Origin of the sequence: Klebsiella sp. CN_Kp097, assembly GCF_040064495.1 — a bacterium.
Classification (GTDB): Bacteria; Pseudomonadota; Gammaproteobacteria; order Enterobacterales; family Enterobacteriaceae; genus Klebsiella; species Klebsiella aerogenes.
Genome location: NZ_JBEAIL010000023.1, coordinates 36,321 through 62,167, shown reverse-complemented (window position 1 = coordinate 62,167; position 25,847 = coordinate 36,321). Strand labels below are relative to the sequence as shown.

Sequence of the window (25,847 nt, the reverse complement as noted above, 5' to 3'; positions counted from 1 at the left end):
TTATTTTTCCCCTCCCCGGCTCGTTATCTTTCCAGACAGAGAAATATTAACTTTAGATACGCCACGCCGCCTACATCACCTCGTGGGTCGCCGGGCGTTCTTGTGGAGAGCCTAAATGAGCTACTATCCTCACCTATTCAGCCCGCTGACCATCAACGGGATGACCATAAAAAACCGTATTATTATGCCGCCGATGGGCACCAATATGGCTACCCTCAACGGCGAGGTCTCGCAGGAACAGCTTGAATACTACGAGCTGCGGGCGAAAGGCGGCACCGGGCTCATTACCGTGGAAAATATCTGCATCGATTTTCCCTTCGCCTCCAATGGTACAACGCAGTTACGCATCGATAACGATCAATATATCCCACGCCTGTTTAAATTAACCGAAACCCTTCATAAACACGGCGCTTGCGTAGCGATTCAGCTGAACCACGCGGGCGCTTCGGCTTATGCTTATCGCCTGAATGGACAGACGCCGTTATCCGCTTCCAGCACGCCGTCGAAAAAGCACGGTAATATTCCGCGGCCAATGACCCATGAGGAAATTTATCACGCGGTGGACAAATTCGGCGACGCCGCGGAGCGCGTGCGCCGCGCCGGATTTGACTGTGTAGAAATTCATGGCGGCCATTCCTATTTAATTAGCCAGTTTTTGTCACCGTTATTTAATAAACGTACCGACGAATTTGGCGGCAGTATCGAAAACCGCACCCGCATATTAAGCCTGATTATCGATAAGGTTCGCGCCTGCGTCGGGCCGCGTTTCCCAATCAGCCTGCGCATCAGCGCCGACGATTTCTTAAAGGGCGGCAACACGCTGGAAGATTCGCTGCGCATCCTCGAACTGTGCCAGGACAAAGTCGACATCATTAACGTCTCTGCCGCGCAGAACGATAGTCTGAACCTGCAAATCGATCAGATGTCGCTGGAAGACGGCTGGAAGCGCTACCTCTCTCGCGCGGTACGCGACAAATTCCATAAGCCGACGGTCATCGCCGGCAACATTCGTTCGCCAAAAATCGCCGAAGATATCCTCGCTACCGGCGATGCCGATCTGATCGCCATTGGTCGTGGGTTGATTGCCGAGCCAGAATGGGTGCAGAAAGTACAAAGCGGCAATGAGCGTCTGATGCGCAAATGCATCTCCTGCAATATCGGCTGTGCGGATCACCGTATCGCTCGCTCTCGCCCGCTGCGCTGCTCGATCAATCCGGACATTCTCCACGGCGACGCTTACAAGCAGCAGCGTGTCTCACGAGAAACCAACGTCGTGGTGATCGGCGCCGGCACGGCCGGAATGGAAGCCGCCTGTACCGCCGCGGAAGTCGGCTGCAACACCTGGCTGCTGGAAGAGAAAAGCCACGTCGGCGGCCTGGCCAGCACCATTGCGCTGCTGCCGGAGAAAAAACGGATCGCTGATTTCCCGCAGTTTATGAAAAACCGCCTTTCCGGGCTAAGCAATCTGATGCTGCAGGTCGGTAAACGCGCCGATGTCGCTTCAGTCGCCGCGCTGCATCCACAGCTCATCGTCAATGCCACCGGCTCGGTTCCTCTGCTGCCGCCTATCGACGGCCTGCGCGAGAACATTGACGCCGAAGGTGGTCGCCTGTTCTCGATAACCGGAATGATAAACAATCTGGACACCTTTGCCGATGCCGCAGGTAAACGCATCGTGGTGGTTGGCGGCGGCGCCGTCGGCCTGGACGTCATTGAATACTTCTCCGCGCGCGGCGCCGAGACGGTGCTAATTGAAATGCAAGACGCGCCGGGACAGGACCTCGACATTATTACCAAAAACGCGATGTTGACCATGCTGGAAGAACACCAGGTGGAACAGCACATGCGGACCCGATTAACCGCCGTAGCGCCAGACCATTTCACCGTGAGTACCGCCAGCGGCACGTTCGATATTCCCTTCGACTACGGCTTTGTCTGCCTGGGAATGCGCGCTAACCGCGCTGGTCTCGACGACATCGCCCAGTGGGCCGCCGCCAACAACGTAAAAATCATGAATATCGGCGACAGCCTGTCGGCCCGGCGAATTATCGACGGCGTGCGCGAAGGCCGCAACGTGCTGGAGATACTCGAAGACATGGGCGTACTCGGCAATCGCGAAGCGCAACAGATTCCATTTTTAACATATTGAGGATATTTATCATGGCAGAACGTCTTACCGGTCATACCGAACTGATTGGCTTAATCGCTACCCCGATTCGTCATAGCATGTCGCCGACTATGCACAACGAAGCCTTTGCCCATCTTGGCCTGGATTACGCCTACCTGGCGTTCGAAGTCGATAACCAGGAGCTAAAAGATGTCGTACAGGGTTTCCGCGCGCTGAAGCTGCGCGGTTACAACGTCTCAATGCCGAATAAAACCGAAATTTGCCAGTATCTCGATAAGCTCTCGCCGGCGGCGCAGCTGGTCGGCGCGGTCAATACCGTGGTCAACGATAATGGCGTGTTAACCGGCCACATTACCGACGGCACCGGCTATATGCGCGCGCTGTCGGAGGCTGGTATCGATATCATCGGCAAAAAGATGACCATCCTCGGCGCAGGCGGCGCGGCTACCGCCATCAGCGTACAGGCCGCGCTCGACGGCGTGAAGGCCATCTCGATCTTCAACCGCAAAGACAAGTTCTTCGCCAATGCCGAGCAGACCGTCGCCAAGATCCGCGATAACACCGACTGCGAGATCCACCTTTTCGATCTCGACGATCATGCCAAGCTGCGCGCCGAAATCGACAGCAGCGTGATCCTCACCAACGCCACCGGCGTCGGTATGAAGCCTTTCGAAGGCCAAATGCTGCTGCCAAACGACAGCTTCCTGCGCCCGGATCTGATTGTCTCCGACGTCGTCTATAACCCGCGTAAAACCTATCTGCTGGAAGTGGCGGAGAAAAAAGGCTGCCGGACCCTCAACGGACTGGGAATGATGCTGTGGCAAGGCGCGCGCGCGTTCGAAATCTGGACGGGCAAAGAGATGCCGGTTGAATACGTCAAGAGCATTCTGTTCTAAGAGGCCAGAGATGAAAAATAAATACATCCCTACTGCGGCAGGGCTGTATCTCAACTACCTGATCCACGGCATGGGGGTGCTGTTAATCACCCTCAACATGGCCCATCTTCAGGTACAGTGGGGAACAGACGCTGCCGGCGTATCGATCGTTATCTCCTCATTAGGTATCGGTAAGCTGGCGACGATCGTGACCGGCTTTTTGTCGGATCGCTTTGGTCGTAAGCCTTTTATCTATCTAGGGATCCTGAGTTATCTGATCTTCTTCGTCGGCATTCTGCTGACCAAAAATATCTATCTGGCCTACGTGTTCGGCATCATGGCTGGTCTGGCGAACAGCTTCCTCGACTCCGGAACCTATCCGGCGCTGATGGAGTCTTTCCCGCACTCCGCCAGCCGCGCTAACGTGCTCATCAAAGCCTTCGTTTCCGCAGGGCAGTTCCTGCTGCCGTTCATTATCAGCCTGCTGATATGGGCAAATCTGTGGTTTGGCTGGTCGTTTGTGATTGCGGCGGCTCTGTTTATCTTGAGCGCAATCTATCTGCTCAAGATGCCGTTCCCCGATAGCCAGGCGGCCAAAAAAGAAGAGATCCCCGCGGCGCAGGCAGCGGCTTCCGCTAAACCGCAAGCCAACAAACTGGACATGGTAATCTTTACCCTGTACGGCTATATCGGCATGGCGACCTTTTACCTGGTAAGCCAGTGGCTGGCGCAATATGGCCAGTTCGTGGTCGGTATGCCTTATGCCTCGGCGATCAAGCTGCTGAGTATCTATACCGTCGGTTCACTGGTCTGCGTCTTCGTGACCGCCGCCTTCGTCAAAGAGGTGTTCAGTTCCGCGGTAGCCATGATCATCTACACCTGTCTGTCGATGGTCTCACTGCTGTTAGTGTGCTTATTCCCGACACCGGTGATGGTTACCGGTTTTGCCTTCATTATCGGCTTTGCCGCCGCGGGCGGGGTACTGCAGCTGGGGGCGACCATCATGGCAATGAGCTTTCCGAACGGCAAAGGCAAGGCAACAGGGATCTTCTACACCGCAGGCAGCATCGCGAGCTTCACGATCCCGCTTATCACCGCAAAGCTTTCGCAGATTAGCATTGCCAGCATTATGTGGTTTGATTTCCTGATCGCCGTCATCGGCTTTGTGATCGCCCTGTACATCGGCTATCGTCAACTTCAGGCTCGCGCGGCGCAAAGAGTGTCTCGCACCACCGTCACCGCCTGAGGTTCAACGACAACAATAATGGATACCTACATGACAACTGCAGTAACCGTAAAGAACATCACCTTCAAGGAAGGCGAAACCTTAATTTGCGTACCGCTGATCGGAAAAACGCTGGATGAACTGCTGACTAATGCTCAAGGCCTGGTTGACGCGGGCGCTGATATTATCGAATGGCGCGTTGACCATTTTACTCACGTCCGGGAAATCCCCCAGGTGCTGGCCGCACTGGCGGAAATCCGTCATACCCTGAAAGCACTCCCGCTGCTGTTCACCTTCCGCAGTAAGAAAGAAGGCGGCGAAACGGAAATCAGCGACGAAGCGTATTTTGAACTTAACCGCCAGGCGGCGCTAAGCGGATTAGTCGATGTTATCGACATCGAGTTGTTTAACGATGAAGCGCAAATTCGCGCGCTGGTGAACGACGCCCATCAGGCCGGCGTAAAAGTGATCATGAGCAACCATGATTTCCATAAAACACCGGCGCAGGAAGATATCATCTATCGACTGCGTCGAATGCAGGATCTGGGTGCCGATCTGCCGAAGATCGCGGTGATGCCGCAGACGCCTCAGGACGTTCTCACTCTGCTTTCCGCCACGCTGACCATGAAAGAGAAGTATGCGACGCGCCCGCTGATCACCATGTCGATGGGCAAATCCGGCGGCGTTAGCCGGGTAACCGGTCGCTTGTTCGGTTCAGCGATGACCTTTGGCACCGTCGGCCAGGCCTCCGCGCCGGGCCAAATAGCCATCGCTAAGCTGCGCGAACTAATGGACATTTTGTCCTGATAAACAGGCTGCCCGGAGCCAGTCTCCGGGCGCTTGCTCAGTTGATTCTCTGGCTATCGTTAATGATGACGTTTTTAAACGATTGAATCGCTGAGGAAAGTACCCTTTCCTTCATTGTTGCGAGGTAAATATAACGAGGTGGGATCGCATTTTTAATCTTCAGAATGCGCACGTTATAATTTGCCAGTGCGGAGATTCTCGGCATAATCGCAATGCCATAGTCGATGCTAACCAGCCCCGCCATCGCAGTATCTTCATCGACGTAGCAGGCGATATCCGGTACCAGTTTTTGTTGCATAAAGACATTATCAATAAAAGGCCGCAGACCGCTGTTCTCTGAAAAATAGATATAGGGATAGTGAACCGTCTCTACCAAATCGACCTCATTATCATACAGCCGGGCAAGCGGATGATCTTTCGCGGTCACCACCACCAACTCCTGCTGAATAATAGGAATAAAGTCGATTTCGGGTTCATCGGCAATATATGAACAAATCGCCAGATCGGTTTTTCCTGCCTTTAACGCCTGTAATAACGAAAGCGAAGTGCCTTGCGTAAAGGAAAAAGTCACCTTGTGACTGGAAGGTGAATTAGTGTATTTATTAATTAACTGCGGAACAACAGATTCACCCATCGTATAAATAAAGGCGATACGAATATTCTCTTTCTTTTCACTATCATTGTTTTGCAGCGTCAGACGCCCGTTCTCCAGAGAAGCGAGCGCATCCTCCACATAGGGCAAAAAACGTTTACCGTTTTGCGTAATTTTGACGTTGCGTCCTTTTCTGGCAAACAGCGCCACGCCAAGTTCCTTCTCCAGCTCAGATATGGCGTGGCTTAGCGAGGGTTGAGTAATGAACAGACTGGATGCTGCCTCGGTGTAATGCTCCGTCTCGCTCAATCGCTTAAAATAATAAAGTTGCTTCAGGTTCATTATTTTTGTCCGTATAATATAAGAATAAGACCACTGCGTTTAATATACCATGCGGCAGGTTGATAATACGCTACAACGAGTCAATATCAGATTCACATCAAATATTATTTGATATTTCCTTTTGTGCGTAACAAAGCATTGCCATTCATAGACCCAGTCTATGAATCCTTAGAGTATTTCTGCATGCATAAATACATGCAAAAATATTTTAAACTTTAAAGGAAATCTTTATGTGCATACCTGACGCTCAAGGGAGTCTGGCATCATCGCCCGGCACGCTAAAAAGAAGCAGAACGCGTATTTTTATTTTATCGCTGTTATCGCTGGGTACGATGATTAATTATCTCGATCGTACCATTCTTGGAATCGTTGCTCCAAAATTAACCACTGAAATCCATATTGATCCGGCGATGATGGGCATTGTTTTTTCCGCTTTTGCCTGGACTTATGCGCTGGCGCAAATTCCTGGCGGCATGTTTTTAGACCGATTCGGTAATAAATTGACCTACGCCCTCTCCATCTTCTTTTGGTCTCTGTTTACGCTGCTGCAAAGCTTCTCTCTGGGGCTGAAATCTTTGCTCCTTTTGCGTCTGGGCCTGGGCGTCAGTGAAGCCCCCTGCTTTCCGGCCAATAGCCGCATCGTCAGCAAATGGTTTCCCCAGCATGAACGGGCCAGGGCTACCGCAACTTATACGGTTGGTGAATACATTGGGTTAGCCGCCTTCTCGCCATTGTTATTTTTAATCCTCGAACACCACGGCTGGCGCACCTTATTTTTTCTGACCGGAGGGCTTGGAATTTTATTCACTTTCGTATGGTGGCGTTTTTATCATGAGCCACATGAATCGAAAACAGCAAATAAAGCAGAACTGGATTATATTGGCGCCAACCAGATTGCCAATAAGAGTGAAAACATTCCATTTAACTGGCGTGATGCCAGGCGGCTACTGTGCTGCCGACAAATTATCGGCGCCAGCCTGGGGCAGTTTGCCGGTAACACCACGCTGGTCTTTTTCCTCACCTGGTTTCCAACCTATCTGGCCAACGAACGCCATCTACCGTGGCTTCATGTAGGTTTTTTCGCCACCTGGCCCTTCCTGGCCGCCGCGGTTGGCATCATCTTCGGCGGCTGGCTTTCCGACAGGCTACTTAAGCGTACCGGCTCGGCAAATATAAGCCGAAAACTTCCAATAATTTCTGGATTACTCCTTTCCAGCTGCATTATCGCCGCCAATTGGGTCAGCGCGAATTCGACGGTGATTATTATTATGTCGATCGCTTTCTTTGGTCAGGGAATGGTCGGTCTGGGCTGGACGTTAATATCTGATATTGCCCCGGATAATATGGCTGGATTGACCGGCGGTATATTTAACTTCTGCGCCAACCTGGCATCAATTATTGCGCCACTCATCATTGGCGTGATTATATCAGCCACCGGTAACTTCTTTTACGCCCTCATTTACGTTGGCGTGACCGCGCTGATCGGGGTGATTGCCTACATCTTTATTATCGGCGACATCAAGCGAATCGTACTGAAGTAACGCTATCCCGCGCCGGGCCAGCATGGCCGGCGCGGGAGATGACTTAAATATCTTTAACCCGGCTGGTCAAAAACAGCGTCAGCAGAGAAATCGCCGCGATTGTCCAGTACACACTACCGTGACCATAGCTTTGCGACAGCGCTCCCTGAATCACTCCGGCCAGAATAACTCCGGTGGAGATACTATTGGTAAACAGCGTGGTCGCCGCCCCGGCGCGCCCCGGCATCAGATCCTGGAACCACAACATGCCGATCCCGGCGATAATACCGATGAAAATAGCATTGAATAGCTGCAGCGCCAGCAGCGCCGTGCGGCCATGGAACATAATCAGCCCCACATAGAACAGCACGCCGGCGGCGACTGCCGCCACCATCATTTTGCGTTTACCCCAACGCTTAACGTAGTAGCCAGCCAGGATCATCGCCGGAATTTCAAGACCGGCAGCCGTGCCCATCAGTATCCCCGCCAGACTATCCGGCAGGCCAAGATCGCTACTGATCCACAACGGCATATCGATGATATACATCGTGTTGCAGGTCCACATCAGCGTAGAAGCGATAAACAGCATGCGCACGTTTTTATCGCGCCAGCCGCCTTCCAGCTCCGGCAGGCTGCTGCCTTCCTGCAGTTGCGTCACTCGCGCCACCGAAGGCAGCTTAAAGGCAATCAGCGCCAGGCTGATGACAAAAATCCCGGCGGCAATGGAGAACATGGTCGTAAAGCCATAATTCAACGCCAGCATAAAAGCCAGCGGTGGGCCAATGACCCACGCCAGCGACAGCTGGGCGCGCATCACCGAGCTGAACATCACCACTTCGCGGGCAGAGCTATCGGCGTATTCGCGGGCGAGGGCAAACAGCTGCGGCATTGCCGCATTAGCGACCGAAGCCAGCATGACGCCGCAGGTAATAAGCGTCAGATAATGGCGGTTGAAAGCGAACAGCAGCGCGTTACCCACTGCCATCAGGCAGCAGAACATAATTAACCGCCGACGATCGCCGCGGCTATCGGATCGTTTGGCCAGCGCCAGGCTCACCAGGATACCGGCAATCGCATTCACCGTATAAAACAGGCCAACCCAGAACGGCTGCGCGCCGACTTCGCGGCTGAGAAACAGGCTAAGCGTCGGCGCCTGCAGCGCCCCGGCCACCCCCATCATAAAAGCCACCAGCATAAAGGCGGCGTAGACGCCGTTTAGCCGTCGCCCCATCGTCATCAACCACAGCATGAAATATCCTTAACACACGCGAAGTAAACGAAAAAAGCCAGCAGAAGCAATCTGCTGGCGGGTGATTCAATACTCTGGATTTCGAGTTGCAGCCAATGCGCTTGCAGCCTGAAGATGGCGAGTATAACACCAATACTCAGTCACACATGATGTCGGCAAGTCAACGATCGGAGGTCGGCGACGTAACTCCCCACTGCATCAATTCCTCCAGCATTTTCTGCTGCCTACCTGCTAACTGGCGGGCCAGCCAGGACGCTCCCTGCGTCGCAGAAAAGTACCGTTGATAGAACTGATTAGTGGTTGACCTCGTCATATTCATCTCCTTACTTCATCGAGGTCCATTATTGGCTTAATATAGGAACTGATAAATTGCTGAGTTTTCGTCAGGAGTTCCTCTTTTATGCCTTCCAGTCGTCTGCAACAACAGTTCATCCGCCTGTGGCAATGCTGCGACGGCAGGTCGCAGCAGACCACCCTCAACGAACTGGCGGAAATGCTCAGCTGTTCGCGCCGCCATATGCGCACCTTGCTTAATCTGATGGAAGCGCGCGGCTGGCTTGCCTGGGAATCCGAAGCCGGGCGCGGCAAGCGTTCACGACTGACCTTCCTTTATACCGGTCTGGCGCTGCAGCAGCAGCGCGCCGAGGATCTACTGGAGCAGGATCGCATCGATCAGCTGGTGCAACTGGTTGGCGATAAAACCGCGGTCAGACAGATGTTGATCTCCCATCTTGGCCGCAGCTTCCGCCAGGGGCGCCACATCCTGCGCGTGCTCTACTATCGGCCGATGAAGAATCTGCTGCCCGGCAGCGCGTTGCGCCGTTCGGAGACCCACATCGCACGGCAAATTTTTAGCGCGCTGACGCGGGTAAATGAGGAAAATGGGGAACTGGAGGCCGATATCGCCCACCACTGGCAGCAAATTTCGCCTAACCACTGGCGCTTTTTCCTGCGTCCCGGCATTCATTTCCATCATGGCCGGGAGCTGGAGATGGCCGACGTTATCTCCTCGCTACAGCGCAGCAGCGAACTGCCGCTATTTTCCCATATCGAGCGCATCGTCTCGCCGACCGCCTGGACGCTGGATATTCACCTTAGCCAGCCGGATCGTTGGCTGCCCTGGCTGTTAGGCCAGGTCCCGGCGATGGCGCTGCCGCAGGAATGGCGGACGATGGAGAACTTTTCCAGTATGCCTATCGGTACCGGCCCTTACGCGGTCGCGCGCAATAATCAAAATCAGTTGAAAATCCATGCCTTCGAAGAGTACTTCGGCTATCGGGCGCTGATCGATGAGGTTAACGTCTGGGTGCTGCCGGAAATTAGCGAAGAACCCAACGGCGGCTTAACCCTGCAGGGCAATACCGAGAGCGAAAAAGCCGTAGAGAGCCGCCTGGAAGAGGGGTGCTATTACCTGCTCTTTGATAGTCGAAGCCCGCTGGGCGGCAATGATGACGTGCGCCGCTGGTTAAGTTATCTGTTCCAGCCCGCCAACCTGCTGTATCACGCCGGCGAGCACTATCAAGGCAACTGGTTCCCGGCCTACGGCTTGCTGCCGCGCTGGCACCACGCCCGCAGTCACGCCTGCGATAAACCAGCCGGCCTGGAGTCAGTTACCCTCACCTACTATCGCGATCATGTGGAACATCGGGTCATTGGCGGGATCATGCGGGCGCTGCTGGCGGAACATCAGGTGAGGCTGAACATTCAGGAGCTGGAGTACGACGACTGGCATCGCGGCGAAACGGTGAGCGATATCTGGCTCAACAGCGTCAATTTCACGTTGCCGATCGATTTTTCCCTGTTCGCCTATTTATATGAAGTGCCGCTGATGCATCACTGCATTCCCATCGACTGGGAGGCAGACGCCAACCGCTGGCGCGCAGGCGAGTTCAACCCGGCGACCTGGAGCCAGCAACTGCTGGAGAAGCAGCATATTGTACCGCTGATCCACCACTGGCTAATGATTCAGGGCCAGCGCAGTATGCGCGGCGTGCGCATGAACACCCTCGGCTGGTTCGACTTTAAATCGGCGTGGTTCGCCCCGCCGGAGCCCTGAATGCTTTGCGTCATCTAACAAAATCATTACACTATCGCCGTTCTCAACGGGGTGCTAATAAACATACGCAATATCATTCAAGTTGCATCAAGGCAGCAAGCGGGTGAATCCCCTGGAGCATAGATAACTATGTGACTGGGGTGAACGCGCGAAGCTAACCCAGATGCGGCTTGAAGGATGAAGCGTATGGGCTGAGAAAATACCCGTCGAACCTGATCCGGATAACGCCGGCGAAGGGATTTGAGGCCTACTCAAAATCCTTTGCCTCCCCATATACTGAGGTGCAAAGTGTTGAAAAAACTGCTTCCCCTGCTGGCGCTGGTCGCCGCCCCGGTCTTTGCTAAACCGGTCCTGACCGTATACACCTACGATTCATTCTCCGCCGACTGGGGTCCTGGCCCGGCGGTGAAAAAGGCCTTTGAGGCCGATTGCGGCTGCGAACTGAAATATGTCGCCCTCGAAGATGGCGTCTCGCTGCTTAACCGGCTGCGAATGGAAGGCAAAAACAGCAAAGCCGATGTCGTGCTCGGCCTTGATAACAATCTGCTGGCAGCGGCGGCGCAGAGCAAACTGTTTGCCAAAAGCGGCGTGCCGGCCAGCGCGCTTAGCGTACCGGGCGGCTGGGATAACGACACCTTCGTGCCTTACGACTACGGCTACTTCGCCTTCGTGTATGACAAAAACAAACTGAAAAACCCGCCGAAAAGCCTGAAAGAGCTGGTCGAGAGCCCGCAGAAATGGCGCGTGATTTACGAAGACCCGCGCACCAGTACGCCGGGGCTCGGCCTGCTGCTGTGGATGCAAAAGGTGTATGGCGATAAGGCGCCGGAAGCCTGGCAGAAGCTGGCGGCCAAAACCGTCACCGTCACCAAGGGCTGGAGCGAAGCCTACGGCCTGTTCCTGAAAGGCGAAAGCGACCTGGTGTTGAGCTATACCACCTCGCCGGCTTATCACCTCATCGAAGAGAAAAAAGATAATTATGCCGCGGCGGACTTTACCGAAGGCCACTATCTGCAGGTTGAAGTCGCCGCGCGTACCGCCGCCAGCAAGCAGCCGGAACTGGCTGAGAAGTTCCTGAAATTTATGGTCTCGCCAGGCTTCCAGAACGCCATCCCCACCGGCAACTGGATGTACCCGGTGACCCAGGTGGCGCTGCCGGCCGGCTTCAATACGCTAACCAAACCGCAAACCACGCTGCAGTTCACCCCGCAGCAGGTCGCCGCTGAACGTCAAAACTGGATCGGTTCATGGCAACGCGCCGTCAGCCGCTAAGTTTCGGCTGGCTGATCCCCGGCGGCGCCGCGGCCTGCTTACTGGTCATCGTAGCGCTGGCGGCGTTTCTGGCGCTGTGGCTGGAGGCGCCGCTGGCGCCCTGGCAGACGATCCTCAGCGATAGCTATCTCTGGCACGTCGTACGCTTCTCTTTCTGGCAGGCGTTTTTGTCGGCGCTATTTTCGGTAGTGCCGGCGATATTCCTCGCCCGCGCCCTGTATCGCCGCCGCTTTCCGGGGCGCACGCTGCTGCTGCGCCTGTGCGCGATGACGTTGATCCTGCCGGTACTGGTGGCGGTGTTCGGCATCCTCAGCGTCTATGGCCGCCAGGGGTGGCTCGCCGCGCTGTTCCACGCGCTCGGCTGGCAGTGGGATTTCTCGCCGTATGGCTTACAGGGCATCCTGCTGGCCCATGTGTTCTTTAATATGCCAATGGCGACCCGCCTGCTGCTGCAGGCGCTGGAAAACATCCCCGGCGAACAGCGGCAAATCGCCGCTCAGCTCGGCATGCGCGGTTTCGTCTTCTTCCGTCTTGTGGAATGGCCGTGGCTGCGTCGACAGATCCCACCGGTGGCCGCGCTGATCTTTATGCTGTGCTTCGCAAGTTTTGCCACCGTGCTGTCACTAGGCGGCGGGCCGCGGGCCACCACCATTGAGCTGGCTATCTATCAGGCGCTGAGCTTTGATTACGACCCGGCACGGGCGGCGCTGTTAGCGATTATTCAAATGATCTGCTGCCTTGGGCTGGTGCTGCTGAGCCAGCGCCTGAGCAAAGCCGTGGCTATCGGCGCCAGTCAGTTACAAGGCTGGCGCGACCCCGACGACCGTCTGCATAGTCGCCTGTGTGATTACGCGCTAATCGCGCTCGCTCTGCTGCTGCTGCTTCCGCCGCTACTGGCGGTGATCGTCGATGGTCTCAACGTCAATCTGCCGAAGGTGCTGGGCCAAGCCGCACTATGGCAGGCGCTGTGGACCTCGCTGCGTATCGCCCTCGCCGCCGGTGTGCTCAGCGTCATTCTGACCATGATGCTGCTGTGGAGCAGTCGCGAACTGCGTGCCCGCAACCTGCCGCTGGCCGGGCAGACGCTGGAGCTCAGCGGTATGCTCATCCTCGCCATGCCGGGGATTGTGCTGGCGACCGGTTTCTTCCTGCTGCTCAATAACAGCGTCGGCCTGCCGGAATCCGCCGACGGGATTGTCATCTTTACCAACGCGCTGATGGCTATCCCCTATGCCCTGAAAGTGCTGGAAAATCCAATGCGCGATCTTGCCGCCCGCTATGGCGCTTTGTGTCAGTCGTTGGGGCTACAAGGTTTTAACCGGCTGCGGGTGGTGGAGGTGCGGGCGCTGAAACGGCCGCTGGCGCAGGCCCTGGCTTTCGCCTGCGTGCTGTCAATCGGCGACTTCGGCGTGGTGGCGCTATTCGGCAATGAATCTTTCCGCACGCTGCCGTTCTATCTGTATCAGCAGATCGGCTCCTACCGCAGCCAGGACGGCGCGGTCACCGCCCTCCTGCTCCTGTTGCTGTGCTTTATCCTTTTTACTTTGATCGAGAAACTACCGGGACGCGATGCTAAAACTCAATGATGTCACCTGGCTGTATCAGCACTTGCCGATGCGCTTTACGCTCAGCGTCGAGCGCGGAGAGCGCATCGCCGTGCTCGGTCCCAGCGGCGCCGGAAAGAGCACGCTGCTGAATCTGATTGCCGGGTTTCTGCCCCCCGCCAGCGGTAGCCTGCTGATCGATGGCGAGAAGCATAACACCACGCCGCCGGCACAGCGTCCGGTTTCTATGCTGTTTCAGGAGAACAACCTGTTTAACCATCTCACCGTCCGGCAGAATATTGGCCTCGGCATTCACCCCGGCCTGAAGCTGAACCGCGAGCAGCGCGCACAGGTCACGGCGATAGCCGGACAGATGGGAATGGATACGCTGCTGGATCGCCTGCCTGGCGAGCTATCCGGCGGCCAGCGGCAGCGGGCGGCGCTGGCCCGCTGTCTGGTACGCCAACAGCCGGTGCTGCTGCTTGATGAACCCTTCTCGGCGCTCGATCCGGCGCTGCGCCAGGAGATGCTAACGCTGGTCGCCGATGTCTGTCAGCGGCAGCAGTTGACGCTGTTAATGGTATCGCACAGCGTGGAGGATGCGGCGCGCATTGCGCCTCGCTCCATCGTGGTCGCCGAAGGGCGCATTGCCTGGGACGGCGCCACTGACGACCTACTAAGCGGCAACAGCAGCGCCTCGGCGCTGTTGGGAATTAGCGCGAAATGACCTTATGCAGTATCTCAAGGTAGACCGGCATCAGGGGGTGGCGGAAGACAAACGTTAGCGCCGCTACCGCCAGCGTCACCATCAACGGCGTCAGCCACAGCAGGCGTCCACGCGGTAACCAACGGGTCAGACGATCGCCGGAAGTTTTTGCGCTCCGCCACAGCCGCCAGCACAGCCAGCCCGCCAGCCACGCCAGCAGCGCCGCGCCCAGTAGCAGCCACTTGAAGCTGGCGCTGTTTTCATCGGCAGGAATATCTATCGCCGCCCCCGCCAGAATGCCGGGGAGGAAATAGAGCGGCGGCCAGAGCAGGCAGCCAATAATATTCGGCAGCACGAACTTCGCTACCGGCAGGTCGAGCATCCCGGCGACCATCGGCACCAATGGCCGCGTCGGCCCGACAAAGCGGCCAATCAGAATCGTCACCATGCTGTGCTGGTGCAGCGCGTGTTCGGTTTTCTCCAGCAGCGCGCGATTTTTTTTCATAAACGACCAGCGGTGTAACGGCTTTTTAAAACGCCAGCCGAGCCAGAATGAGATCCAGTCTCCCAACAGGCAGCCGACAATCCCCGCCAGCCACGCCTGCCAGAAGTTAACTTCGCCGCTGCCGATAAGCGCCCCCAGACCAGCCATCATGACCGTGCCGGGTAAGATAAGCCCCACCAGCGCCAGCGACTCAAGAAATGCCACCAGCATCACGGCTATCAACGAGTAGACCGTGGATTGGGTGATAAAGTGTTCCAGCAATGCCTGCATAATGTACCCGGTTAAAAAACGAAGCCCGGATTCTCCGGAGCCGTCACGTCGTCGTCAAGCCACCAATTGTCTTAATAGTTTACTGGCTGTGACATTTAAGCGGGTCATCATTTCACTTTCTTTACTTTTTATTCACATCCTGCGCGGAATTCACTGGGGCTGGCGCCGGTGCATTTTTTAAAGACTCGCGAAAAATAGAGCTGATCTTCGAAGCCAACGTTGCGGCCGACGCTGGCAATCGGCATCCGGGTGGTACTCAACAGCAGTTTGGCCTGGCTAATTCGCTGGTCTTCCCGCCAGCCAAGTACGCTTATCCCCAACTGCTGGCGAAACAGATGCGACAAACGAGAAGGCGACAAACAGACGTGCTGGGCGACGCTGGCGATATCGAAATGGCTGTCCGCCAGATGGTCGCTGATGTACTGACAGGCGTCGCGCACCCGGTTATCCAGCGGCGGATGCAGCGATTCGTTAATCGCCTCCATGCGCCGCAGTAGCAACTGTTCCAGCAGGTTAATCGCCAGCAGTTCGGAATAGCGCCCCGCCCCCTGCCCGGCGTCAACGATCTGCCCGAACAGTTCGCCAAACCGCGCCTGCCATTGCTCATCCGGGCGGAAGAAACCGGTATGGGCGAAGATCGTTGGCCAGTTGAGCCATTCATGCCAGTAGGCGCGTGGGCGGAAATAGACCCACTGGTGATACCACTCGCTGGCGTCGGGATGGCGGCCATAGTGGTGAATCTCCCCCGGCGGAAACAGCAGCATATCGCCGGGGCGACAGACGAACTGTTCGCCGTGGTTGTTGATCACCCCCTCGCCGCGGATCGTCAGGTTGAGAATATAGCCTTTCATGCCCAACGGGCGGTCGATAAAGAAATCGAGATATCCCTGCGCCTCAATCGGCGTCAGGCCGGTGACCAGATGGGCGTTAAAGGAGTAGCCCGGCAGCAGCGGATCGTTTTGCGTTTCGGCCATAAGCGTCGTTCTCCACGAGTTTTTTGACACCAATTGTCCATATTCATCATTTTATCGCCATCCACGCTGTTTCGACTGCGATACCGGTGGGAATTTAGACAAAAACCCGCACGGCTAGCGAAAAAAGCGCTACCAGCACGCATTCCGGGTTGATCCAGCGCATAACAAAAGTGTCTATAAATACGGCAGGAAAGTCCACATCGAATATTTGCACGGCGTCACACTTTGCAAGGTGACAGCAATATAATCCATAAGATTAGCGAATACGGCCTGACGGATTTGGCCGGGGATATCTACTGTTGCTGCATGAATGATTTCAGCATGGAGTAACAAGATGGCAATTGCGATTGGCCTCGATTTTGGTAGTGACTCAGTACGCGCGCTGGCGGTGGAATGCGCTACCGGCGCGGAACTGGCCGCGAGCGTAGAGTGGTATCCACGCTGGCAGGAAGGGCTGTTCTGCGATGGGCCGAATAACCGCTTCCGCCATCACCCGCGTGATTACATTGAATCCATGGAATCAGCGCTGAAAAGCGTACTGGCGGCATTAAGCGCTGAACAACGGGCGACGGTGGTCGGTATCGGCGTCGACAGCACCGGCTCAACCCCGGCGCCGATTGATGCAGACGGAAACGTGCTGGCGCTGCGCGAAGAATTCGCTGACAACCCGAACGCCATGTTCGTGCTGTGGAAAGATCACACCGCGGTGGAAGAGGCGGAGGCCATCACCCGCCTGTGCCACGCGCCGGGTAAAGAAGACTACTCGCGCTATATCGGCGGCATCTACTCCAGCGAATGGTTCTGGGCCAAGATCCTTCACGTCACTCGCGAAGATAGCGCCGTCGCGCAGGCCGCGGCGTCGTGGATTGAGCTTTGTGACTGGGTACCCGCCCTGCTTTCCGGCACCACCCGTCCGCAGGATATCCGTCGCGGTCGCTGTAGCGCCGGGCACAAATCGTTGTGGCACGAAAGCTGGGGTGGACTGCCGCCCGCCAGCTTCTTCGACGAACTCGACCCGATTATTAACCGCCACCTTGCCTGGCCACTGTTCCGCGACACCTGGACCGCGGATCTCCCCGTCGGCAACCTGACCGCCGAATGGGCGCAGCGCCTCGGTCTGCCGGAAACAGTGGTCATTTCCGGCGGCGCCTTCGATTGCCATATGGGCGCGGTCGGCGCCGGCGCGCAGCCTAACGCATTGGTTAAAGTGATCGGCACCTCCACCTGCGACATCCTGATCGCTGATAAACAGAGCGTGGGCAACCGCACGGTAAAAGGTATCTGCGGCCAGGTGGACGGCAGCGTGGTGCCGGATTTCATTGGTATGGAGGCCGGTCAGTCGGCATTCGGCGATATCTATGCCTGGTTTGGCCGCATTCTCGGCTGGCCGCTGGAACAGCTGGCCCAACAGCACCCTGAATTGCGCGAGCCAATCAAAGCCAGTCAAAAACAGCTGCTGCCTGCGCTCACCGAAGCCTGGGCCAATAATCCCTCCCTCGATCACCTGCCGGTGGTGCTGGACTGGTTCAACGGCCGCCGCACGCCGAACGCCAACCAGCGGCTGAAAGGCGTTATTACCGATTTAAATCTGGCCACCGACGCCCCGGCATTGTTCGGCGGATTGATTGCCGCCACCGCCTTCGGCGCCCGCGCCATTATGGAGTGCTTCACCGGGCAGGGCATTCCGGTGAATAACGTGATGGCGCTCGGCGGCATCGCGCGCAAGAACCAGGTCATCATGCAGGCCTGCTGCGACGTCCTGAACCGCCCGCTGCAAATCGTCGCCTCCGATCAATGCTGCGCGTTGGGCGCCGCCATCTTCGCCGCCGTCGCCGCGGGCGTCTATCCGGATATCCCTGCCGCGCAGCGCAACATGGCAAGCGAGGTGGAAAACACCCTGCAGCCGCGCGCGCAACAGGCGCAACGTTTCGAACAACTGTATCAGCGCTACCAGCAGTGGTCGGCTAGCGCGGAACAACACTATCTCCCTTCGGCTGCAAAGGCGGAAAACGCCCCGCAATCTCCGGCAGCGCTCACCCATTAAGGATACGAAAATGACGATTTTTGATAACTATGAAGTATGGTTCGTAATTGGCAGCCAGCACCTGTATGGCCAGGAGACCCTACGCCAGGTGACGAAACATGCCGAACATGTGGTGAATAGCCTGAATGCGGAAGCAAAACTGCCGTGCAAGCTGGTGCTGAAACCACTCGGCACCACGCCGGATGAAATCACGCATATTTGCCGCGACGCCAACTACGATGATAAATGCGCCGGATTAGTGGTCTGGTTGCACACCTTCTCACCGGCGAAAATGTGGATTAACGGCCTGACGCTTCTCAACAAGCCGCTGCTGCAATTCCATACCCAATTCAACGCCTCCCTGCCATGGGACAGCATTGATATGGACTTTATGAACCTCAACCAGACCGCGCACGGCGGCCGCGAATTCGGCTTTATCGGCGCGCGCATGCGCCAGCAGCACAGCGTCGTCACCGGCCACTGGCAGGATAAAGAAGCGCACCAGCGCATCGGCGCGTGGATGCGCCAGGCGGTTTCTAAGCAGGATACCCGCCATCTGAAAGTGTGCCGCTTCGGCGATAACATGCGAGAAGTGGCGGTAACCGACGGTGATAAAGTGGCGGCGCAGATTAAGTTCGGCTTCTCGGTCAACACCTGGGCGGTCGGCGATCTGGTGCAGGTGGTGAATAGCATCAGCGACGGCGATATCAACGCGCTGGTCGATGAATACGAAAGCAGCTACCGCCTGACGCCAGCAGCGCAGGTGCACGGCGATAAGCGCCAGAATGTGCTGGACGCCGCGCGCATCGAACTGGGGATGAAACGCTTCCTTGAGCAAGGCGGTTTCCACGCCTTTACCACCACCTTTGAAGACCTTCACGGCCTGAAACAGCTGCCGGGTCTCGCCGTACAGCGCCTGATGCAGCAGGGCTACGGCTTTGCCGGCGAAGGCGACTGGAAAACCGCCGCTCTGCTACGCATCATGAAAGTGATGTCGACCGGTCTGCAGGGCGGCACCTCCTTTATGGAGGATTACACCTATCACTTCGACAACGGCAACGATCTGGTGCTGGGCTCGCACATGCTGGAAGTGTGCCCGACTATCGCTACCGCCGAGAAGCCGATCCTCGACGTCCAGCCGCTGGGAATTGGCGGTAAGGCCGATCCGGCCCGTCTGATCTTCAACACCCAAACCGGCCCGGCGATCGTCGCCAGCCTGATTGATTTAGGCGATCGCTTCCGCCTGCTGGTCAACACCATCGAAACCGTCGCGACGCCGCACGATCTGCCGAAGCTGCCGGTGGCCAACGCGCTGTGGCAGGCGCAACCGGATCTGCGTACCGCCTCGGAAGCCTGGATCATCGCCGGCGGCGCGCACCATACCGTCTTCAGCCATGCGCTAACCCTCGACGATATGCGCCAGTTTGCCGAGCTGCAGGATATTGAACTGACCGTCATCGACAACGACACCCGCCTGCCGTCGTTCAAAGACGCGCTGCGCTGGAATGAAGTCTATTACGGTAGCAAACGCTAAGCGCACAAGCAGAACGCCCGATGACAATCCGCTCATCGGGCAGGGAGAACAAGATGTTAGAAGATCTCAAACGCCAGGTGCTGGAGGCCAACTTAGCGCTACCGCAGCATAATCTGGTGACCTTAACCTGGGGTAACGTCAGCGCCGTCGATCGTGACAAAGGGGTATTGGTTATTAAACCCTCCGGCGTAGATTACGGCCTGATGACCGCTGACGACATGGTCGTCGTCAGTCTGGATACCGGTGAAGTGGTGGAAGGCAACAAAAAGCCCTCTTCCGATACGCCGACCCATCGCCTGCTGTATCAGGCGTTTCCGACGCTTGGCGGGATTGTGCATACCCATTCGCGCCACGCCACCATCTGGGCGCAGGCCGGACAATCTATTCCGGCGACCGGCACCACCCACGCAGACTATTTTTATGGCCCGGTCCCCTGCACCCGGTTGATGACCGATGCGGAGATCAACGGCGAATATGAGTGGGAAACCGGCAATGTGATTGTCGAAACCTTCCGTCAGCAGGGAATCGATCCGGCGCAAATGCCCGGCGTGCTGGTGCATTCCCACGGCCCGTTTGCCTGGGGTAAAAACGCCGAAGACGCGGTGCACAATGCCATCGTGCTGGAGGAGATCGCCTATATGGGGATCTTCTGCCGCCAGCTGGCGCCGCAGTTGCCGGATATGCAGCAGACGCTGCTCGATAAGCACTATCTGCGTAAGCACGGGGCCAAAGCCTACTACGGCCAGTAATCACCCCTGTATAAAACCCCAGCACCCATCGTGAAACCAGGCTATAATCAGGCCTGGTTTTTTATCGTTGAGAGCACGCGTGACGCAGCCGCAAGCAGGATTTTTACTCACCCGTCACTGGCGGGATACCCCGCTGGGAACGGAACTGGCCTTCTGGCTGGCGACCGATAACGGCCCGCTGCAGGTGACGCTGCCGCCGCAGGAATCCGTCGCGTTTATTCCCGAAGCGCAGCGGCCGCAGGCTGAACGTCTGCTGCAGGGTGAAAACGGCTATCGTCTGGCCCAGCTCGCGCTAAAAGATTTCCATCGCCAGCCGGTTTTCGGCCTGTACTGCCGCGGCCATCGCCAGCTGATGCGGCTGGAAAAAAAGCTACGTGAAAACGGCGTCACCGTTTACGAAGGCGATATCCGCCCGCCGGAGCGTTACCTGATGGAGCGCTTTATCACCGCCCCGGTTTGGGTAGAAGGCGAAACGCGCGGTTCGCAGCTGGTTAACGCGCGCATGAAACCGCATCCGGACTATCGCCCGCCGCTGAAATGGGTCTCGCTGGATATCGAAACCAGCCGCCACGGCGAGCTCTACTGCATCGGCCTGGAAGGCTGTGGCCAGCGGGTGGTCTACATGCTGGGCCCCGAGCCCGCTACGCCGCCGGATGTGGGCTTCAGCCTGGTCTACGTTGCCAGCCGTCCGCTGCTGCTGGAAAAGCTCAACGCCTGGTTTGCCGAACACGATCCCGACGTGCTGATCGGCTGGAACGTGGTGCAGTTCGATCTGCGGGTCCTGCAAAAACACGCCGAGCGCTACCGCATCCCGCTGCTGCTCGGCCGCGGCAATAGCGAGCTGGAGTGGCGCGAGCACGGTTTTAAGAACGGCGTCTTTTTCGCCCAGGCCAACGGCCGGCTGATTATCGACGGCATCGAAGCGCTAAAATCGGCGTTCTGGAACTTCTCCTCATTTTCACTCGAGGCCGTCGCCCGCGAGCTGCTGGGCGAAGGTAAAGCTATCGACAACCCGTGGGATCGGATGGACGAAATCGATCGCCGCTTTCATGAAGATAAACCGGCGCTGGCCACCTATAACCTACAGGATTGCGAGCTGGTGACACGGATCTTTCACAAGACGGAGATCATGCCGTTTCTGCTCGAACGGGCGACGGTCAACGGTCTGCCCGCCGATCGCCACGGCGGATCGGTCGCCGCCTTCAGCCATCTCTATTTCCCACGCATGCACCGGCTGGGCTACGTGGCGCCGAATCTCGGCGAAATTCCCCCGCAGGCCAGTCCCGGCGGCTACGTCATGGACTCCCGCCCCGGCCTGTATGACTCGGTACTGGTGCTGGACTACAAAAGCCTGTATCCGTCGATCATCCGCACCTTTTTAATCGATCCGGTCGGCCTGGTTGAAGGGCTGGCGCAGCCCGATGACCGCCACAGCACCGAAGGATTTCTCGGCGCCCGCTTCTCGCGTGAAAAGCACTGCCTGCCCGGCATCGTCGGGCAGATCTGGCACGGCCGCGATGAAGCCAAGCGTCAGCATAATAAGCCGCTGTCGCAGGCGCTGAAGATCATCATGAACGCCTTTTACGGCGTGCTGGGGACCAGCGCCTGCCGCTTTTTCGATCCACGGCTGGCGTCGTCGATCACCATGCGCGGCCACGCGATCATGCGCCAGACCAAAGCGCTGATTGAAGCCCAGGGCTATGACGTTATCTACGGCGATACCGACTCCACCTTCGTCTGGCTCAAACGCCCGCATAGCGAAGCGCAGGCGGCGGAAATCGGCCGCAAGCTGGTTGCCTATGTCAACGACTGGTGGGCGCAGGAATTGGGTAAAAGCCAACTGACCAGCGCGCTGGAGCTGGAGTACGAAACCCACTTTTGCCGCTTTTTAATGCCGACGATCCGCGGCGCCGATACCGGCAGTAAAAAACGTTATGCCGGGATGATTCAGGAAGGCGATGCCCAGCGCATGGTGTTCAAGGGGCTGGAGACGGTACGCACCGACTGGACGCCGCTGGCCCAGCAGTTTCAACAGGAGCTGTATCTACGCATCTTCCGCCATCAGCCGTATCAGGATTATGTGCGGGAGACTATCGCCAGGCTGATGAACGGCGAGCTCGATGAGCAACTGGTTTATCGCAAGCGCCTGCGCCGACCGCTGGCAGAGTATCAACGTAACGTGCCGCCGCACGTGCGCGCCGCGAGGCTGGCGGATGAACACAACGTGAAGCTTGGACGGGCGCAGCAGTATCAGCAGCGCGGCACCATTAAATATGTCTGGACTACCGGCGGCCCGGAGCCGGTGGATTACCAGCAGTCGCCGCTCGATTACGATCACTATCTGTCAAAGCAATTGCAGCCGGTGGCGGAAGGAATCCTTCCCTTCGTCAACGACGACTTTGCTACAATAGTGACAGGGCAACTGGGGCTATTTTGACAGGTGACTAACACCGCGGCATCCAGTACCATAGCGCCCTTTCCATTCCTGGACCCAATTTTGATTCCTCAGCGTAACTATGCTGAGGATGCACTATTGCCTGCAATTAAAGAACAAAGAGCCGAACACATATGCCTTTTACACTTGGTCAACGCTGGATTAGCGATACAGAGAGCGAACTAGGACTAGGGACAGTGGTAGCGCTGGATGCGCGCATGGTCACTCTCCTTTTCCCCGCCATCGGCGAAAACCGTCTGTACTCTCGCAACGATTCCCCGATTACCCGCGTGATGTTTAACCCGGGTGATACCATTACCAGCCACGAAGGCTGGCAGCTCCACGTTGACGAAGTAAATGAAGAAAATGGGCTGCTGTCCTACACCGGCACCCGCCTGGATACGCAAGAAGAACATGTTACCCTGCGCGAAGTCCTGCTCGATAGTAAGCTCGCCTTCAGCAAGCCGCAGGACCGCCTGTTCGCCGGGCAAATCGACCGGATGGACCGCTTTGCCCTGCGCTACCGCGCGCGTAAGTTCCAGAGCGAACAGTACCGCATGCCGTGGAGCGGCCTGCGCGGCCAGCGCACCAGCCTGATCCCGCACCAGTTAAATATTGCCCACGACGTAGGCCGTCGTCACGCGCCGCGCGTTCTGCTGGCCGATGAAGTGGGCTTAGGTAAAACCATCGAAGCCGGGATGATCCTCCACCAGCAGCTGCTCTCCGGCGCCGCCGAGCGCGTGCTGATCGTGGTCCCGGAAACCCTCCAGCACCAGTGGCTGGTGGAAATGCTGCGCCGCTTCAACCTGCGCTTCTCGCTGTTTGACGACGAACGCTATGCCGAAGCGCAGCACGACGCCTACAACCCGTTCGAAACCGAACAGCTGGTGATCTGTTCCTTAGACTTCGTACGCCGCAGCAAGCAGCGCCTGGAGCACCTGTGCGACGCCGAGTGGGACCTGATGGTGGTCGATGAAGCGCACCACCTGGTGTGGAGCGAAGAGGCGCCGAGCCGTGAATATCAGGCCATTGAACAGCTGGCCGAACGCGTACCGGGCATCCTGTTGTTGACCGCGACGCCGGAACAGCTGGGCATGGAGAGCCACTTTGCGCGCCTGCGTCTGCTGGATCCAAACCGCTTCCACGATTTTGAACAGTTTGTTGAAGAACAGCAAAACTATCGCCCGGTCGCCGACGCCGTCGCCCTGCTGCTGGCGGGCAACAAGCTAAACGATAATGAACTCAATACCCTTGGCGATCTGATCGGCGAGCAGGATATCGAGCCGCTGCTGCAGGCTGCCAACAGCGATCGTGAAGATGCTCAGGCCGCGCGCCAGGAGCTGGTTTCGATGCTGATGGACCGCCACGGCACCAGCCGCGTGCTGTTCCGTAACACCCGTAACGGCGTGAAAGGTTTCCCGAAACGCGAGCTGCACACTATTCGCCTGCCGCTACCTACCCAGTACCAGACGGCCATCAAGGTCTCCGGTATTATGGGCGCGCGCAAAACCGCGGAAGAGCGCGCGCGCGATATGCTTTATCCGGAGCAGATCTATCAGGAGTTTGAAGGCGATACTGGCACCTGGTGGAACTTCGATCCGCGCGTCGAATGGCTGATGGGTTACCTGACCAGCCACCGTTCGCAGAAAGTGCTGGTGATTTGCGCCAAGGCCGCTACCGCGCTGCAGCTGGAGCAGGTACTGCGCGAGCGTGAAGGTATCCGCGCCGCGGTATTCCATGAAGGCATGTCGATTATCGAACGCGACCGCGCCGCGGCGTGGTTTGCCGAAGAAGACACCGGCGCGCAGGTGCTGCTGTGTTCCGAAATCGGCTCCGAAGGGCGTAACTTCCAGTTCGCCAGTAACCTGGTGATGTTCGACCTGCCGTTTAACCCGGATCTGCTGGAGCAGCGTATTGGCCGTCTCGACCGTATCGGCCAGGCGCACGATATCCAGATCCACGTGCCGTATCTGGAAAAAACCGCGCAGTCGGTGCTGGTGCGCTGGTATCACGAAGGGCTCGACGCCTTCGAACATACCTGCCCGACCGGCCGTACCGTCTACGACAGCGTCCATGATGAGCTGATAAACTACCTTGCCGCGCCAGAATCCACCGATGGCTTCGACGATCTGATCAAATCCTGCCGCCAGCAGCATGAAGCGCTGAAAGCGCAGCTGGAACAGGGCCGCGACCGTCTGCTGGAGATCCACTCCAACGGCGGCGAAAAAGCGCAGGCCCTGGCGGAGAGCATCGAAGAGCAGGATGACGATACCAGCCTGATCGCCTTCTCGATGAACCTGTTCGATATCGTCGGCATCAACCAGGATGACCGCGGCGAAAACCTGATCGTCCTGACCCCGTCCGATCATATGCTGGTGCCGGATTTCCCGGGCCTGCCGGAAGATGGCTGCACCATTACCTTCGAGCGTGACGTGGCGCTGTCGCGTGAAGACGCGCAGTTCATCACCTGGGAACACCCGCTGATTCGCAACGGTCTGGATCTGATCCTCTCCGGCGATACCGGCAGCAGCACCATTTCGCTGCTGAAGAACAAGGCGCTGCCGGTTGGCACACTGCTGCTGGAGCTAATCTACGTCGTCGAAGCGCAGGCGCCGAAGCAATTACAGCTTAACCGCTTCCTGCCGGCGACCCCGGTTCGCATGCTGCTGGATAAAAACGGCAACAACCTCGCCGCGCAGGTGGAGTTCGAAAGCTTCAACCGCCAGCTGAGCGCGGTCAACCGCCATACCGGTAGCAAACTGGTCAACGCGGTGCAGCAGGACGTTCACGCGATTCTGCAGCAGGGCGAAGCGCAGATAGCCAAAGCGGCGCAGGCGCTGATCGACGCGGCACGTAACGAAGCCGATGATAAACTGACGGCGGAACTGTCGCGTCTCGAAGCGCTGAAGGCGGTGAACCCGAACATCCGTGACGACGAACTGGCGGCTATCGAAAGCAACCGCCAGCAGGTGATGGATGCGCTGGCGCAGGCCGGATGGCGTCTGGACGCGCTGCGTCTGATCGTCGTCACTCACCAGTAAC

The 25,847-nt window shown here is 57.2% G+C and carries 19 protein-coding genes and 1 riboswitch; of the genes, 14 read left to right on the top strand and 5 right to left on the bottom strand.

The genetic code is table 11. The features are described from left to right. Positions 1 to 115: 115 nt before the first annotated feature. Genes ABLV07_RS19255 through aroD form a run of 4 tightly spaced genes read left to right on the top strand, consistent with a single transcriptional unit; the run spans position 116 to position 5,035 of the window. Positions 116 to 2,149 (top strand): FAD-dependent oxidoreductase, encoded by a 2,034-nt coding sequence (locus tag ABLV07_RS19255; protein WP_348853709.1) that lies wholly within the window; start codon positions 116 to 118, stop codon positions 2,147 to 2,149. An 11-nt stretch (positions 2,150 to 2,160) separates the two neighbouring features. Then, complete coding sequence (locus tag ABLV07_RS19250) at positions 2,161 to 3,024, top strand: shikimate dehydrogenase (protein WP_015368266.1); 864 nt, start codon at positions 2,161 to 2,163, stop codon at positions 3,022 to 3,024. 10 nt (positions 3,025 to 3,034) lie between these two features. Next, on the top strand, positions 3,035 to 4,249 hold the full coding sequence (locus ABLV07_RS19245; protein WP_320886032.1) for an MFS transporter: 1,215 nt from the start codon (positions 3,035 to 3,037) through the stop codon (positions 4,247 to 4,249). A gap of 30 nt (positions 4,250 to 4,279) precedes the next feature. Beyond that, positions 4,280 to 5,035, top strand: coding sequence for a type I 3-dehydroquinate dehydratase (aroD, locus tag ABLV07_RS19240; RefSeq protein WP_015704389.1), 756 nt, complete (start codon positions 4,280 to 4,282; stop codon positions 5,033 to 5,035). A gap of 37 nt (positions 5,036 to 5,072) precedes the next feature. Here aroD and ABLV07_RS19235 read toward each other — a convergent pair whose 3' ends face one another. Next, a complete protein-coding gene (locus ABLV07_RS19235; protein ID WP_042893987.1) occupies positions 5,073 to 5,969 on the bottom strand; it encodes a LysR family transcriptional regulator in 897 nt (298 codons plus the stop codon). 230 nt (positions 5,970 to 6,199) lie between these two features. On the opposite strand from ABLV07_RS19235, the gene ABLV07_RS19230 reads away from it, so the two are divergent. Continuing rightward, positions 6,200 to 7,510 (top strand): MFS transporter, encoded by a 1,311-nt coding sequence (locus ABLV07_RS19230; protein ID WP_015368270.1) that lies wholly within the window; start codon positions 6,200 to 6,202, stop codon positions 7,508 to 7,510. 43 nt (positions 7,511 to 7,553) lie between these two features. Here ABLV07_RS19230 and ABLV07_RS19225 read toward each other — a convergent pair whose 3' ends face one another. After that, positions 7,554 to 8,738, bottom strand: coding sequence for a sugar efflux transporter (locus ABLV07_RS19225; protein WP_015704386.1), 1,185 nt, complete (start codon positions 8,736 to 8,738; stop codon positions 7,554 to 7,556). Between the two features lie 160 nt (positions 8,739 to 8,898). After that, the gene (gene sgrT / locus ABLV07_RS19220) at positions 8,899 to 9,051 is read right to left on the bottom strand and encodes a glucose uptake inhibitor SgrT (RefSeq protein WP_348853711.1); all 153 of its coding nucleotides are present in this window, start codon (positions 9,049 to 9,051) and stop codon (positions 8,899 to 8,901) included. A gap of 87 nt (positions 9,052 to 9,138) precedes the next feature. Here sgrT and sgrR point away from each other — a divergent pair, with 87 nt between their 5' ends. The 4 genes from sgrR to thiQ all read left to right on the top strand — a co-directional run bounded on the left by sgrR (position 9,139) and on the right by thiQ (position 14,337). After that, positions 9,139 to 10,794, top strand: a complete 1,656-nt coding sequence (gene sgrR, locus ABLV07_RS19215; protein ID WP_015704384.1) for an HTH-type transcriptional regulator SgrR — start codon at positions 9,139 to 9,141, stop codon at positions 10,792 to 10,794. A 37-nt stretch (positions 10,795 to 10,831) separates the two neighbouring features. Then, a riboswitch (TPP riboswitch) is annotated at positions 10,832 to 11,051 on the top strand. A gap of 31 nt (positions 11,052 to 11,082) precedes the next feature. Then, on the top strand, positions 11,083 to 12,066 hold the full coding sequence (gene thiB, locus ABLV07_RS19210; protein WP_042893984.1) for a thiamine ABC transporter substrate binding subunit: 984 nt from the start codon (positions 11,083 to 11,085) through the stop codon (positions 12,064 to 12,066). After that, positions 12,042 to 13,652 (top strand): thiamine/thiamine pyrophosphate ABC transporter permease ThiP, encoded by a 1,611-nt coding sequence (gene thiP, locus ABLV07_RS19205; protein WP_059305362.1) that lies wholly within the window; start codon positions 12,042 to 12,044, stop codon positions 13,650 to 13,652. The genes thiB and thiP overlap by 25 nt, the downstream gene beginning before the upstream one ends. After that, positions 13,636 to 14,337, top strand: coding sequence for a thiamine ABC transporter ATP-binding protein ThiQ (gene thiQ / locus ABLV07_RS19200; RefSeq protein WP_032716012.1), 702 nt, complete (start codon positions 13,636 to 13,638; stop codon positions 14,335 to 14,337). Before thiP ends, thiQ begins: the two co-directional genes overlap by 17 nt. On the opposite strand, the gene ABLV07_RS19195 is transcribed toward thiQ, so the two are convergent. Together ABLV07_RS19195 and araC are read right to left on the bottom strand one after the other, a co-directional pair. Next, positions 14,324 to 15,091 (bottom strand): DedA family protein, encoded by a 768-nt coding sequence (locus tag ABLV07_RS19195; protein ID WP_015368276.1) that lies wholly within the window; start codon positions 15,089 to 15,091, stop codon positions 14,324 to 14,326. The two genes, thiQ and ABLV07_RS19195, sit on opposite strands and share 14 nt — an antisense overlap. Before the next feature lie 128 nt (positions 15,092 to 15,219). Beyond that, a complete protein-coding gene (araC, locus tag ABLV07_RS19190; protein WP_015368277.1) occupies positions 15,220 to 16,065 on the bottom strand; it encodes an arabinose operon transcriptional regulator AraC in 846 nt (281 codons plus the stop codon). 334 nt (positions 16,066 to 16,399) lie between these two features. On the opposite strand from araC, the gene araB reads away from it, so the two are divergent. The 5 genes from araB to rapA all read left to right on the top strand — a co-directional run bounded on the left by araB (position 16,400) and on the right by rapA (position 25,846). Further along, entirely contained in the window at positions 16,400 to 18,109 is a 1,710-nt protein-coding gene (gene araB, locus ABLV07_RS19185) for a ribulokinase (RefSeq protein ID WP_020079621.1), read from the top strand. Positions 18,110 to 18,119: 10 nt separating this feature from the next. Beyond that, a complete protein-coding gene (araA, locus tag ABLV07_RS19180; RefSeq protein WP_015368279.1) occupies positions 18,120 to 19,622 on the top strand; it encodes an L-arabinose isomerase in 1,503 nt (500 codons plus the stop codon). Between the two features lie 53 nt (positions 19,623 to 19,675). Continuing rightward, positions 19,676 to 20,371 carry an L-ribulose-5-phosphate 4-epimerase gene (gene araD / locus ABLV07_RS19175; RefSeq protein ID WP_045411549.1) on the top strand — a complete coding sequence of 232 codons (696 nt, stop codon included), beginning with the start codon at positions 19,676 to 19,678 and terminating at the stop codon, positions 20,369 to 20,371. Between the two features lie 79 nt (positions 20,372 to 20,450). Then, the gene (polB, locus tag ABLV07_RS19170; protein ID WP_063410922.1) at positions 20,451 to 22,808 is read left to right on the top strand and encodes a DNA polymerase II; all 2,358 of its coding nucleotides are present in this window, start codon (positions 20,451 to 20,453) and stop codon (positions 22,806 to 22,808) included. Between the two features lie 131 nt (positions 22,809 to 22,939). Then, positions 22,940 to 25,846 (top strand): RNA polymerase-associated protein RapA, encoded by a 2,907-nt coding sequence (gene rapA, locus ABLV07_RS19165; protein WP_015704377.1) that lies wholly within the window; start codon positions 22,940 to 22,942, stop codon positions 25,844 to 25,846. Position 25,847: the final 1 nt, after the last annotated feature.